This is a genomic window from Actinoalloteichus spitiensis RMV-1378 (assembly GCF_000239155.1).
Classification (GTDB): Bacteria; Actinomycetota; Actinomycetes; order Mycobacteriales; family Pseudonocardiaceae; genus Actinoalloteichus_B; species Actinoalloteichus_B spitiensis.
Genome location: NZ_AGVX02000207.1, coordinates 1 through 15,038 on the forward strand (window position 1 = coordinate 1; position 15,038 = coordinate 15,038).

A 15,038-nucleotide genomic window follows, 5' to 3' on the forward strand; every position below is an offset into this window, starting at 1 on the left:
GACTCCACCCTGCCCGCCCACCCGCCGAGCCCGGACGCCGCCGCCTACGTCATGTACACCTCCGGGTCCACGGGACGCCCGAAGGGCGTCGTCGTGCCACACTCGGCCCTCGCCACCGTCCTGCGCTTCTGCCAGGACACCCGCTTCCCCCGCCACGGCAGGTACCGGGTGGCCACCACCGCGTCCACGTCCTTCGACATCTCGTGGGACGGGCCCCTGTGGCTCGCCGGGGGGCACGAGGTGCACGTCATCGGCGACACCGAGCGGCGGGACCCGCACGCCCTCGTCTCCTACGTCGAACGGCACCGCGTCGACTGCCTCAACATCACCCCCACCCACTGCCGGGAACTCCTGGCCGCCGGACTGCTCGACCCCGAACGCGCCTACCGGCCGCGCCTGGTGGTGCTCTGCGGTGAGCCGGTGCCCAAGCCCCTGTGGACCGCGCTGCGGCGGGCCGCCCCGCACACGGAGGTCCTCAACTCCTACGGCATCACGGAATGCGGCGTGGAGAACCTGGTGACACCGCTCTCCGACTGGGAGGAACCCGCGTTGGGTGACCCCGCCGCCGACACCGGGATCCACCTGCTCGGGGGGACCCTGGAGCCCGGTGACCACGGCGAGCTCCACGTCACCGGATCCTGCCTGGCCAGGGGGTACCTCGGACGACCGGCGCTGACCGCGCAACGGTTCGTCGCGAACCCCTTCGGGCCACCCGGCACTCGGATGTACCGCACCGGGGACCTCGCCGTGCGGGACCACCGGGGGCGGTTCGTCAGCCGGGGCCGCACCGACGGCCAGGTGAAGCTGCGCGGGGTCCGCATCGAACTGGGGGAGATCGAGTCCGCGCTGGAGGACCACACCGGGGTCGAGCAGGCCGCGGTCGTGCTGACCCGGGGCACCCACCCGACGCTGGTCGCCTCGGTTGTCGGAACCGCATCCCCCGAGCAGCTCCGCGCCCACCTCGCCAACCGCCTCCCGAGTGCGATGCTGCCGGCCCGGATCCAGACCGTGGACCGACTGCCCCGAACCGTCAGCGGGAAGACCGACCGGGCAGCGCTGGCCGCCCACGAGGGACCTGGCGCCACCGGCGACGCCGGTCGGCGTGACGAGGGCGTGCCGCCAGGACCTGGCAGAACCAGACCCGGCTCTGTCCAGGGGAGCACGGAGGTCCCCGCTCGCCGGCCAGGAGCGGACCACCTGGTCGGACCGCACGTCGGTCGCGCGGACAAGCGACCCGCCCCGTCGCGCCCCGACGTGGACGAGCTGCGTGAGCTGTTCGGGGAGATGTTGGAACGCGGGCCTGTCCGGGCCGACGACGACTTCTTCGACCTGGGCGGGCATTCGCTGCTCGCGGCGCGACTCGTGCGACGCGTCAGCGCCCGAACCGGGCACGAACTGCCGGTCACAACCTTCTTCGACGCGTCGACCCCGGCCCGGCTGGCCGCCCGGTTGGCCCAGCCCGCGCGACCCGCCGAGCGCCCCGTCGTGCTACCACTCCGCACCGGGGGCGGCACCGCGCCCCTGATCTGCGTGCACCCGGCCGGCGGGACCGGCACGCTGTACTCTCCGCTGGTTCCGCACCTGCACCGCGACCGGCCGGTGAGCGCCCTGCAGTCCCGGCACCAGGGTTCGGCAGTCCTCGAGTCCACCGGCTCCCTCGTCGAACTGGCCGCTGACTACCGGGGTGAGATCCAGGCCCACCAACCCCACGGCCCCTACCACCTGCTGGGCTGGTCCTTCGGTGGTGTCCTCGCCCACGAGATCGCAGTCCAGCTCCAGCGGGAGGGCCACCAGGTGGCGACGCTGGCCCTGTTCGACGCCTATCCCGACGACGGAGCCGTCCCGGCACTCACGACCGACCAACTGCGGGAGGCCCTGCGCGACATCCGGCACTTCGCCGAGGACGAACTCGACTTGGTCGCCCCTGTCATCCAGCACCACCAGGCCATGACCAGGGCGCACACCCCCGGGGTCTTCGACGGGAACGTCCTGTTCCTCCACGCCACCGAGGAACGTCCCGAAGGTGCCCCCCACCCCTCGGTCTGGGCACCCCACGTCAGCGGCGATCTCGTCACCCACGAGTTGCAGTGCACCCACCAGGGCCTGACCCGCCCGGACATCCTCCCCCGGGTCGCTCGGCTCCTGGACGGTTGGGCCCGATCGACCAGCGGAGAGGGTTCGGCCCGGTGACCTTCCTCGAACTCACCGCGTCCCAGCGGGGGCTGTGGCTCGACCACCAGGTGCGGCCGGGCAGCCCCCGCCTCAACGGGGCCGAGTACGTGGAGATCGATGGCCCGGTGGACCACCAGCTGCTCGACCGCGCGGTACGCGGCGTGGTGGCCACCACCGAATGCCTCCGGATCAGCATCGTCTTCGACGGCGACCGACCCGGTCAGCGGGTCGACGACCTCGACGACTGGCCGTTCCCCCTGGTCGACGTGAGCGGGCACCCTGACCCGGAGCGTGCCGCCACGGCCTGGATCGATGACGAACTGGCCCGCCCCGCCGACCTGGAACGGGGTCCCCTGTTCTCCCAGGCCCTGATCCGGCTCGCCCCCGACCGGCACCGCTGGTGCCTCCGCATGCACCACCTCCTGTCGGACGGTTTCACCATCGACCTGGTGATCCGGAGGGTCGCCGAGGCCTACACCGCGCTCGCCGCCGGCGACGCCGCACCCGACCACCCCGTGGAACCCCTCAGTGAACTCCTCGCCGAGGAACAGGCCTACCGGTCGTCACCGGAGTGGGAACGGGACCGCCAGTACTGGGCAGCGGAACTGGCGGCACGGCCTGAACCCCCGCTGCTGGGCAGCGCCGGTCCGGCACCGCGCCCGCCGTCCTGCGAGGAGGAGGACGGTACCCCAGCCGGGCCCGTTTTCCTGCGGTGCGGCGGTCACCTGCCGTGGGACCGCGCGGAGCGCCTGCGGGCGCCGGGCAAACGGACCCTGACGAGGCTCGCCGGCGTCGCCGTGGCCACCGCCGCCCTCTACCTGCACCGCATGACGGGCTCCCAGGACATCCTTCTGGGAGTCACGTTCACCGGACGCCGGGGACGCGCCGCGCGCCGCGTCCCCGGCATGATGTCCACCGTCCTGCCGCTGCGACTGACCGTCCGGCCCGGGCTTACCTGGGGTGACCTGACCAACCAGGTCTCGGCCAAGATCTTCGGGGCACTGCGGCACCAGCGGTACCGGTACGAGGACATCCGTGCGGACCAGGGCCTGGCCGGCACCACTGATCCGTTGGTCGGGCCACTGGTCAACATCATCTCCGGTGACCCGGACACCTCCTTCGCCGGGCTCCCCACCCGGGTCGTCACCCCGTCGCACGGCCCGGTCGACCACTTCTCGTTCGTGGTGTACGACCGCGCGGACCCGGCGGGGATGCGCGTCAACGCCGACGCCAACCCCGCACACCTGGCGCCGGCCGACGTGGCTCGGCACCACGCCCGGTACCTCCGGCTGCTCGGCGAACTGGCCGACGCGGAACCCACCCGCAAGCTCGGCACCGTCGACGTGCTGCTCCCCGAGGAAAGCGCCCGGCTCCGCCCGCCGTCGAGTGGCCGCGGGGACCGGGACAGCACCACCGTGGCGGGGAACCTGGTCGAGCGGGTCCTGGACCAGGTCAGGCTGCGAGCGGACGCCGTGGCGGTGCGGTTCGGCGACCAGGTGGTGACCTACCGGGACCTCGATGTCCGCTCAGCCGTGCTCGCCCACCGGCTCACCCGTGCGGGAGCGGGCCCGGAACGGTTCGTCGCGATCGTGATGCCCCGCTCCGCCGACCTGGTGGTGGCGCTGTTCGCCGTACTCCGAACGGGAGCGGCCTACCAGTCCATCGACCCGGAGCTCCCGTCCACCCGGGTAGCGCTCCTCCTGGCCGACAGCGACCCGGTGCTCCTGCTCACCGACTCCGAACACGCGGCTCCACTCCCGCCGGGGCCACCGGTGGTCCTCCTCGACACCCCCGGGGACGACGGCCCGCCGCCCGGCCAGCCGGGGGAGCCCTCCGGCCTCCCCGCTCCGCCGCACCCAGCCACTCCCGCCTACCTCATCCACACGTCCGGCTCCACGGGGAGGCCCAAGGGCGTCGTGGTCACGCACCACAACGCCGTCCGGCTCTTCGACGCCACCCGGTCCTGGCTGCGGCCCGGCCCCTCCGACGTGTGGACCCTGTTCCACTCCACGTCCTTCGACTTCTCCGTCTGGGAGTTGTGGGGAGCGCTTCTGCACGGCGGCCAGCTCGTCGTCGTCCCGCACGAACAGACCCGGTCCCCCTCCGACTTCCACGACCTGCTCCGCCGGGAACGGGTGACCGTCCTCAGCCAGACACCCACCGCGTTGGCGCAGCTCACCGCGGCGGTTGCCGAAGGCTCCGCGTTGCCGGACAGCCTTCGGACCGTCGTGCTCGGCGGCGAGGCCCTGGAGCCGGGGCACGTCGACGCCTGGTCCCGCGTCGCACCAGCCGGCTGCGTGCTGGTGAACATGTACGGCATCACCGAGACGACCGTCCACGTCACGCGTGCCCCGGTCGAACGGGACGTGTCCCTCGGGGAACCGCTCGACGACCTCCGGCTGTACCTGTTGGACCCGGCGCTCCAGCCGGTGGCGGACGGGGTTCCCGGCGAGCTGTACGTGGGCGGCCCCGGTGTCGCCCGCGGCTACCTCGGGCGGCCCTCGTTGACCGCTAGCCGCTTCGTCGCCGACCCGTACGGCCCTCCTGGGGCGCGGCTCTACCGCTCAGGCGACCTGGCCCGGCGAGGCCCCGACGACGCGCTCCAGTTCGCCGGGCGAGCGGACGACCAGGTGAAGATCCGGGGTTTCCGCATCGAGCCCGGGGAGGTCGCGGCCGAGGTCACCCGCCACCCGGACGTCGTCCAGGCCGTCGTCGTCGTGGATTCCGGTCCACGCCGTTCCCCGCGCCTGGTCTGCTACGTGGTGCCCCGACCCGGAAGCCGGTGGGATCCGCCCGCGCTCCGCCGACACCTCACCGACCTGCTCCCCGAACACGCCGTCCCCTCCGCCTACGTCGTTCTCGACGCGCTCCCCGTCACCGGCAACGGGAAACTCGACCGTGCCGCGCTACCTGCCCCGGGGCCCCGGCCGGCGGACGGGAGCGGCCGCGCACCGGCAGGGTGGGCCGAGCGGATCCTCTGCCAGCTCGCCGCCGAAGTCCTCGACGTCCCGGTCATCGGAGCCGACCAGGACTTCTTCGCCCAGGGTGGGGACAGCGTCATGGCGGTGAGGCTGGTGAGCCGGGCTCGCACCCGCGGGCTGCGGCTGAGCCCGGCGCAGGTGTTCCGGCACCGCACCGTCGCAGCACTCGCCGCCGTCGCCGCACCCGTCCCCCCGGACACCGCCGGCGGCACCGGCGACGGGGCCGGCAGCCCCCCGGGACCGGAGGTCCCGCCGGCGGAACGGGCCAGCCTGGGAATACCAGCGGGGCGGCCGCTACCGATGTCCCCGCTCCAGAACGGACTGCTCGCCCAGGCGCTGCGGGACGGGTCCGACGACGCCTACACCTCGCAGCTGCTGGTCGACCTCGACGGGCCGCTCGCCCCCGAGCGTTGGCGGCGGCACGTCACCAGGCTGGTGCGTCGCCACCCCGGACTCCTCGCCGGCTTCTGGAACACGAGCATCGGACCCGTCCAGGTCCCGGTGGACTCCGACCCGCCGTGGCGGGAGGTCGACCTGGAAGGGCTACCCGACTCGGCCGTCGACGAGCTGGCCATCCAGGAACGTGCCGCCGGTTTCCGCCTCGACCGGCCACCGCTGCTGCGGGCGGCCCTCGCCCGGCGCGCTCCCGACCACCACACCTTCGTCCTCACCGCACACCACATCCTGCTCGACGCCTGGTCAGTGGGAGTGCTGCTCGACGAACTCCGCGCACTGTGGACCGGGGAGGAACTCCCCCCTGCCCCCGACCCCGCGGAGGCCGTTCAGCCCCTCGGTGATGAGGACCTGCGGGCCGCTCGCGAGGCGTGGCGGGTGGCTCTGGCAGCGTTCCCAGGGCCCACCCGGCTCACACCACCAGCGAACCGAGCGGACCTGTCCGTCCCCCCGGCACGGGTGGACACGGTGCTCCCGGACCAGCTCAGCGCGGTGCTCGACGCCGTCGCACGCGATCACGGAGTCACCCCCAACACGGTGGTGCAGGCCGCCGTCGGCCTGCTCCTCGTCCGTCTCACCGGCCGCCGTGACGTGGTGTTCGGCACCGTCGTCGCCGGTCGCTCGGCCGAGGCTGCCGACATCGAACGGCGGGTCGGGCTGTTCGCGAACACGGTGCCCGTCCGGATCCGGACCAGCCCGGAGGAGACCCTGTCCGACCTCCTCGTGCGCGTCCAGGACGAACAGTCCCGGCTGGTCACCCACCACTCACTCGGACTCGCGGAGATCCAACGCCTCGCTGGGCACGAGGAACTCTTCGACCTCCTCGTCGCCTTCGAGAACCAGCCCGCCCCGCTGTTCGGCGGCCACGACCTGGGTGGCGGGCTGACCATGGCACACCGGGACACCGTGGACGGCAGCCACTACGCGTTGTCCCTCATGGTGGTGCCCGGACCGAGGACACTGCTGCGGTGGGCCTACCGCCCCCCGCACACCGCGAGGAGCGTCGCCCTGCTCGCCGACCGGCTCACCGGGCTGCTCCACACGATCGTCCGGGAACCAGGACGGCGGGTAGGCCGCACGGACGTCCTCCTCCCCGAGGACCCCCCACTGCCGACCGGTGTGGCGCGGCGCGACCGGCCCACCACCGCGGCCGAGGCCTTCGAACGACAGGCGGCGCGCACACCCCACGCCGTCGCGTTGCGCTGCGGAACACGGGAGTTGACCTACGCCGAGCTGAACTCGGCGGCGAACCGGACCGCCAGGGCGCTGCTCGAAGCCGGCGTCGGCCCCGACCGCCTGGTCGCGCTCCCCGCGAGCCGGTCGACCGAGTTCGTCGTCGTGCTGCTCGCCGTGTGGAAGGCCGGAGGCGCCTACCTGCCGCTCGACCCGGCCCAACCCCGGGAACGCACCACCCGCGTCCTCGACGACACCCGGCCGCACCTGGTCCTCGGCGGCGCCCACGAGTTCCCCGTCCCCGCCGACCTCCCCGACCACGACGTGCGGTCCGACGAACGGCGCACCCCGCCCCACCCCGACCACCTCGCCTACGCGATCCACACCTCGGGCTCCACCGGCAGCCCCAAGGGTGTCCTCGTGCCCCACCGCGGCCTGGTCGCCCTCGCCGAGGGCGCGATCACCCGCACCGGCGTCGGCCCGGGGAGCCGTGTCCTCCAGTTCGCCTCGGCGATCTTCGACGCTTCCGTCTACGAGCTCGCCACGGCCCTGCTCAGCGGAGCGGTACTGGTCCTGGCACCCCAGGAGGAGCTCCTCCCCGGGGCACCGCTGTCAACCCTACTGCGCGCCCAACGAATCACCCACCTGGTGGCACCACCCTCCGCGCTCGCCGCCCTGGAACCAACGGACGTCCCGCCGGACCTGACCGTCGTCCTCGCCGGGGAGGCGCCCTCCTCGGCCCTCGTCGCGCGCTGGCCCGACCACAGGCTCCACAACGGCTACGGCCCCACGGAGGCCACCGTCTGCGCGACGCTCAGCGAGCAGCTGGTACCCGGAACGGGCGTGCCTCCGCTGGGGCCGCCCATGCCCGACGTGCGGCTCCGCGTTCTCGACGTCGACCTGAGGCCGGTCCCGCCCGGCGTGACCGGGGAGCTGTACCTGGCCGGTGGGGGAGTGGCCCGGGGATACCAGGGACTTCCAGGCACCACCGCCCACCGTTTCGTCGCCGACCCCGACGGCCCGCCCGGGACCCGCATGTACCGGACCGGTGACCTGGTGGCCCGGGGGCGTGACGGCGGGCTGACCTTCGTCGGTCGTTCCGACGACCAGGTGCAGATCCGGGGCTTCCGCGTCGAGCCAGGGGAGACCGCTGCCGTGCTGCGCCGGCACGACGAGGTCGCCGACGCCGTCGTCCTCGCCAGGACGAACCAGCGCGACGAGGTGGAACTCGTCGCCTACCTGGTCCCCCGAGGGAGCGGAACCCCTGACCTCGGCCGGATCAGGACGTGGGCGGCCTCCCAGCTACCGGCGCATCTCGTCCCCGCAGCCCTCCTCGTCGTCCCTGCTCTCCCCGTCGGCCCCACCGGCAAGGTCGACCGGGCCGCACTGGTCGCCACGCCCGAACCGTCCTCCGAGACCCGCGCGCCCACCACCGAGGACAACCCGCGCGTCGCGGTGCTGCGGGACATCTTCGCCGAGGTGCTCGGCGTGCGGCACGTGGGCGCGCACGACGACTTCTTCGTCCTGGGCGGGCATTCGCTGCTCGTCGCCAGGGTGACGGGTGTCCTCCGCGCCAGGCTGGGCGTCGAGGTCGAGTTGCGGGAGCTGTTCGAGGCCAGGACCCCGGCAGCGCTGGCCGCCCGGCTACCCGGCGCACCACCCGCCCTCGACCCACCACGCCGCGCCACCCGCCCGGAGCGGGTGCCGTTGTCCCCGGCCCAGCGTCGACTGTGGACCAGAACCCGGTTGGACGGCTCCAGCTCGGCCTACCACATCCCGCTCGCGGTGCGGCTGACCGGCGGCCTCGACTCCCGAGCGCTGAGCCACGCGGTGGACGACCTCCTCGACCGCCACGAAAGCCTCCGGACCCGCTTCCCGGACGAGGACGGATCACCCTGGCAGGACGTCGTGCCCGCCGAGCGGGCACGGGGTGCGCTGTCGGCCGTGCCCGTCGCAGTGCCAGCCCTCCCCGGGGCGCTGGCCGCTGAGACCGAACGTCCCTTCGACCTGGCCACCGATCTCCCCTTCCGAGCCGTGCTGTTCACACTCCTGCCGTGGAACGACGCCGAACGCGGCACCAACGCCGGGGACGACCCCGGCGGCGCGGCCGCAACCGGCGCGCCGAACAACGCCGCAGCCGGTCAGGCAACCAGGCCCGAGGAGGCGGAGGGCAGCGGAGGAGACCACGTCCTGCTCCTCGTCCTGCACCACCTCGTCGGCGATGCGTGGTCGCTGGACAGGCTGTCCGCCGACCTCACCACCGCCTACACGGCCCGCCGCGCCGGTCGCCGGCCCGACTGGAAGCCCCTGCCCCTCGACTACGCCGACTACGGCCAGTGGCACCGGGAGGTGCTCGGCGACCCGAACGACGAGACCTCCGTCCTCGGCCGGCAGCTCGCCTACTGGCGCACCCGGCTGGCCGGCATCCCCGGCGAAACCCCGCTGCCCACCGACCGCGCCCGGCCAGCGCGCGCCGCCGGGCGCGGTGACGTGGTGCGGTTCCCCGCCGATCCGACCCGTGGTGCCGAGGTTCGGGCTCTGGCGCTGGCCACCGGGACATCCCCGTTCCTGGTGCTGCACGCGGTGTGGGTCACCCTCCTCACCCGGCTGGGCGCCGGTCCCGACGTGGTCATGGGCACCGCGACGGCCGGCCGGGGGCACGAGGAACTCCAGGACCTGGTGGGTTTCTTCGTGAACACCGTCGTGCTGCGGGTCGACGCCTCCGGCGACCCCACGTTCCGGGACGTGCTGCACCGGGTCCGAACCGCCGACCTGGACGCGTTCGCGCACCAGGACCTGCCTTTCGACCAGCTGGTCGAAGCCCTGGACCCCGTGCGCTCGCTGTCGTGCCACCCCCTGTTCCAGGTGGCGCTCGCCGTGCACGAGAAGCCCGACGTGACACTCGAGCTGCCCGGCCTGCAGGTCACCGAGGTGCCGGTGCCCACCACGACCGCCAAGTTCGACCTCTCGATCGCCTGGCACGTCGCGGACGGCAGCGGCGGAATCGAGTACGACACGGCGCTGTTCGACCGGCGAACCGTGACCGATCTGGCCTCCCGGTTCCAGACCCTCCTCCGCTCCGTGTGCCGCGACCCGGACCAACCCGTCAGCCGCCTCGACCTCCGCACCAGCCAGGAACGGGACCAGCCGGCCGTGCTCCGGGGAACCGAACCCGCCGGCCCCGACCCACGACCTCTGGTGCACGAACTCGTCGCCGCGCGCGCCGCCGCCGACCCGAACGGCATCGCCGTGTCCGGGTCAGGCGGGGCCCTCACCCGGGCCGAGCTGGACGCCCGCGCCAACGCGCTCGCACACCGGCTCCTCGCGCACGGCGTCACGCCGGGGGCGGTGGTCACCGTTCACCTACCCAGGACGCCTGAACTGGTCGTCACGCTGTTGGCGGTCCTGCGTGCGGGCGCCGCCTACCTGCCCACCGAACCCCACGACCCACCCGGACGCCGCCGGGCGCTCGCCGAACGGGCCGGGAGCGTCCTACTGGTCACCGACCGGGCGAACGGGGAGGCCACCGCCACCGGCGGGCCGCCCGTGCTCCTAGTGGACGGTCCGGACGACGAGACGTGGCCGACCACCCCACCCCAGGTCGCCGGTCACCCCGACCAGACGGCCTACGTGCTGCACACCTCCGGGTCCACAGGATTCCCCAAGGGAGTAGCCGTCAGCCACCGGGCCGTCACCGACCTCGTGACCGACCCGTGCTGGGACGGAGGAGAAGCCGGGGCGACCCTGCTGCACAGCTCGCTGTCCTTCGACGCCGCCACCCTCGAACTGTGGCTGCCCCTGACCAGCGGGGGACGGTTGGTCCTCGCGCCCCCCGGCCGTTTGGACCCGGCCACGCTCGGCGACCTGGTCGCCGCCCACGGACTCCAGCTGCTGTGGCTGTCCTCCGGGGTGTTCTCCCTCGTGGCGCAGGAGAACCCGAAGTGGCTCTCCGGGCTGCGCCGGGTGTGGACCGGGGGAGACGTCGTGCCTCCCCACTCGGTCCGCCGGGTACTGCGGCACTGCCCGGACCTCACCGTCCTCCACGTGTACGGCCCCACCGAGACCACCACGGCCGTGCTCACCGAACCCGTCACCACGGCCGAGGCCGTCGGGGACCCGCTGCCGCTGGGCACACCCACCAACGGCAGCCGGGTCGCCGTTGTCGACGACCGCCTCCGCCCCGTCGCCGCCAACACCGTTGGTGAGCTCGTCATCGGCGGGACCGGAGTGGCGCACGGCTACGCGGGCCTCGCCGCCCGCACCGCGGAGCGTTTCGTCGCGGACCCGTTCGGCCCGCCCGGATCCCGGATGTTCCGCACCGGCGACCTCGTGCGCTGGAGGCGTTCGGGAACGGTGGAGTTCGTTGGACGGCACGACAGCCAGCTGAAGATCCGGGGTTTCCGGGTCGAGCCCGGCGAGGTCGAGGCCGTCCTCACCAGCCACCCGGACGTCCGGCAGGCGGTGGTGGTCGCCGGCCCAGACCGGCGGTCGCTGATCGCCTACCACGTGCCGGCCGCAGGGCGGTCCGCCTCGGTGGAGGAGCTGCGGGCACTGGTCGCGACCCACCTCCCCGAACACATGGCCCCGGCATCCCATGTGCCCCTCGCCGCGCTGCCCCTGACGGCCAACGGCAAGATCGACCGGGCCGCACTCCCCGAACCCTCGCCGGCGGTGGTCCGCGCCACGCCGGCGCGGCCGCCGGCGAACCGGGCGGAACGGGTCCTGCTCGAGCTGTTCACCGACCTGCTCGGCGTCGACGACCTCGGGGTCGACGACGGGTTCCTCCAGTCCGGTGGGGACAGCATCATGGCCATCCAACTGGCCAGCAGGGCGAGGACGGCTGGGCTGGCGCTCTCCCCGAAGGACGTGTTCCAGCACGGCACCCCCGCCAGGCTCGCGCGGATCGCGGGTGTCGTAGCGGCCCGGAGCGGTTCCGATGACGGGATCGGCACCATGCCCGCCACCCCGGTCCTGCGGTGGTGGCAGCACCTGGGCGGCCCCCTGCGCGCCTTCACCCAGGCCCTGCTGCTCGTCACTCCAGCCGAGGCGACCGAGGCGGACCTGGCCCGGGCGGTGCGCAGCGTGTACGACCACCACCCCGCGCTCCGGCTGCGGACCCGACCGGACGGCCAGCTGGAAACCATGTCCGTCGGGCAGCCCCCAACCCTCCGGCGGATCGGTGCTCGACGCTCCACGTCCAGCACCCTGGTGGACCAGGTTCGACGGGCGGCCCGTGCCGACCAGGGAGCCCTGGACCCCGACCAGGGCGACCTCGTACGGGTCACCTGGTTCGACCGAGGGCCACGACCGGGGCGCCTGCTGATCACCGTGCACCACCTCGCCGTCGACGCCTTGTCCTGGCGCATCCTGCACGAGGACCTGCGCCTCGCCTGGGAGGCCGCCACCCAGGGCACCGCCGCCCCGCTCGCTCCCGCGACCACCAGCCTCCGGACCTGGGCCCACCAGCTCGCCGACCGCGCCGCGCATCACACGACCGACGACGAGCTGGCGAGGTGGCGCGCCGAACTGGAACCGGGGCCGAGCCCCGAATGGCTGGCCGCGCTGGACCCGAGCCGGGACACCCACCGCACCGCGCGGAGCCACAGCCTCGTCCTTCCCCCGCAGGAGACCACCGCGTTGCTGACCACGGTGCCCGGTCACGCGCGGATCGGCGTCGACGACGTGCTCCTCACCGCCCTGGCACTCGCGACCGGAGGCGTGACCGTTGACGTCGAACGCCACGGTCGACCAGACGACGCCGGCCTGGACAACACGGTCGGCTGGTTCACCAGCCTCCACCCGCTGCGGACGGGAACCGTCGACGCCTCCGACCCCACCGCTGTCCTCCGCACCGTGCGGCGCCGCCTGCACTCCGTCCCCGACCAGGGGATCAGCTACGGCGTACTGCGTCATCTGGCTCGGTCCGAGGACCTCCACGACACCGCCACCCCGGTGATCGGCTTCAACTACCTGGGCCGCCTCGACACGCTCTCCGACCAGGGCCACTGGTCACTCGCACCCGAATCCGGAGTCCTCGACACCGGAATGCCCGATGACGCCCCCTTCGCGCACGCCCTCGAGATCAGCGCGGTCGTCCTGCCAGGACCGGAACTCCAGATCACGTTCACCTGGCCGGACCGGGTGGCCGACGCGGCGGACATCGCGCGGCTGGCGGCCCGCTGGCGGGACGCCGTCGACCGCCTCATCACGGAGGTGGGACGGCCCGACGTCAGCACCGCCGTCCCCGAGGACTTCCCCCTGGTCGAGCTGACACCCGCCGACTTGTCGGGCATCGTCGCCGCCGTCGGCCCCCCGACTGACGTCCTGCCCCTGTCGCCACTGCAACAGGGAATGCTCTTCCACCTCCAGCTCGCCGCCCTCCGGCCCGACGCGACCGACGTCTACACCACCCGGATGGCGCTCGACCTGGCCGGTCCCCTGGACGTGGACCGCCTCCGACGCGCCGCCGACGCCGTTCTGGCCCGCCACCCCAACCTCACCGCCGGCTTCCTCCACCGAGGTCTGGCACAACCCGTGGCGGTCATCGTCGAGAGCCCACGCACCTCCGCGCCCTGGACCCTCGCCGCGCCGAGCGACGAGGAGCCGCCCTTCGACCCGGCCACCCCGCCGCTGCTGCGCTTCGCGCTGGAGCGCCGGGCGGAGGACGACCACCGGTTGACCCTCACCAACCACCACATCCTCTTCGACGGGTGGTCCCTGCCCCTCATCCTGCGCGACCTGTTCCAGCACTACGCGGGCCGGCCTCCCGAGCCCGCGGCCGCCTACCGCGACTACCTCGTGTGGCTGGCCGACCGGGACCGCTCCGCGAGCGAGGCGGCCTGGTCCGCTGAGCTGCGCGACGTCCAGCCGACGCTGCTCACCGGAGCCCCGCCCGGGCGCGAGGCACGCCGAGCACCAGCCCGCGTTCCCGTGGACTGCTCGGTGGAGCTGACACGGTCACTGCGGGCCAGGGCCCGGCGGGACGGCCTGACCCCGAGCACGTTGGTCCGCGCCGCCTGGGCCGACCTGCTCGGCGAACTCACCGGACAGGCCGAGGTGGTGTTCGGCGCGGTCGTGTCCGGCAGACCACCCGACCTGCCCGGCGTGGAGACGATGGTGGGCCTGTTCGCCACGACCGTCCCGGTGCGGGCCCGGGTCGGCGCTGATCCCGCCGTTCTCCAGGACGACCAGGCGCGGCTCGAAGCACACCACCACGTCGACCTGGGGACCATCCAACGGCTCGCCGGAGTCGGCGACCTGTTCGACACGCTCGTCGCCTTCGAGAACTACCCCGTGGCCGCCGGCGCGCTCCAACCACCCCCGAACACCGGCCTACGCGTGACCGGGCTGTCGGGTGTGGATGCGACGCACTACCCGCTGGCCCTCGTGGTCTCCCCGGGCGAGGCCCTGCGCGGCAGGCTGGAGTTCCAGCCCGGTCTGCTCACCGAACCGGAGGTCCTGCGGATCCGCGACCGCCTCCTGGAGTTGCTGGCGGCCCTGGGTGACGGCTGAGACGGTTCCTCGGGTGAGGTGCGGATCACCCCAGCGTCCGGTACCACCGGCTCGCCGCCGGGACCAGCGCGTCCCGACGTGGGGGACACGGCCCGCTGGGCCGGTCACGCGGTCGACTGCGGACTCGGGGAACAGGACGGGTGCTCGCGGTTGTTGTCACCGGTGTGACGACGGTGCTCGGGCCGAAGTGCCCGCACCACTCCCGTGGAGAGGACGAAGCCCATGCCGCTGAGCGGAACGTACGAGCCCAGCCCCGAGAAGTGGGTCCGCGACCAGGTCGAGCTGTACGAAGCTTCCGGCGGCACCGAGGGGACCACGCTCCGGGGGATGCCGGTGGTCGTGCTGACGACGAAGGGCAGGCGCTCCGGTCTGCTGCGCAAGTCACCGCTGATGCGGGTCGAACATGACGGCGCCTACGCCGCCGTCGCCTCGCTCGGCGGCGCGCCGAAGCACCCCGTGTGGTACCACAACGTGCTCGCCCACCCCACCGTGGAACTCCAGGACGGGCCGGTGCGCCGCGACTACAGGGCGCGTGAGGTGACCGGCGAGGAGAAGGCGACCTGGTGGGAGCGGGCCGTGGCCGCCTACCCGGACTACGCGGACTACCAGGAGCGCACTGACCGGGAGATCCCCGTCATCGTCCTCGAACCCGTCGACTGACGCACCCGGGCGTTCGCCCGGTCCGGTCCCCGGCGGGGCGGCCACCGGGCACGGCCCGGGCCGCGACCGTCCGGGACCGCCGACCTG

Annotated in this window: 3 protein-coding genes; all 3 read left to right on the top strand. The window is 73.5% G+C overall.

The genetic code is table 11. The features are described 5' to 3' along the window. A partial coding sequence (locus tag ACTIDRAF_RS33750; protein WP_016698708.1) for an AMP-binding protein occupies window positions 1–2,190 on the top strand: 2,190 nt, incomplete at its 5' end. Next, window positions 2,187–14,291, top strand: a complete 12,105-nt coding sequence (locus ACTIDRAF_RS0210570) for a non-ribosomal peptide synthetase (RefSeq protein WP_157162967.1) — start codon at window positions 2,187–2,189, stop codon at window positions 14,289–14,291. The genes ACTIDRAF_RS33750 and ACTIDRAF_RS0210570, both read left to right, overlap by 4 nt. A gap of 222 nt (window positions 14,292–14,513) precedes the next feature. Continuing rightward, window positions 14,514–14,951, top strand: a complete 438-nt coding sequence (locus tag ACTIDRAF_RS0210575) for a nitroreductase family deazaflavin-dependent oxidoreductase (RefSeq protein ID WP_016698710.1) — start codon at window positions 14,514–14,516, stop codon at window positions 14,949–14,951. The last annotated feature ends 87 nt before the right edge of the window (window positions 14,952–15,038 follow it).

Coding starts and splice junctions, on each gene's coding strand:
- ACTIDRAF_RS0210575 (WP_016698710.1), top strand. CDS start 14,514: ATGCCGCTGAGCGGAACGTACGAGCCCAGCCCCGAGAAGTGGGTCCGC.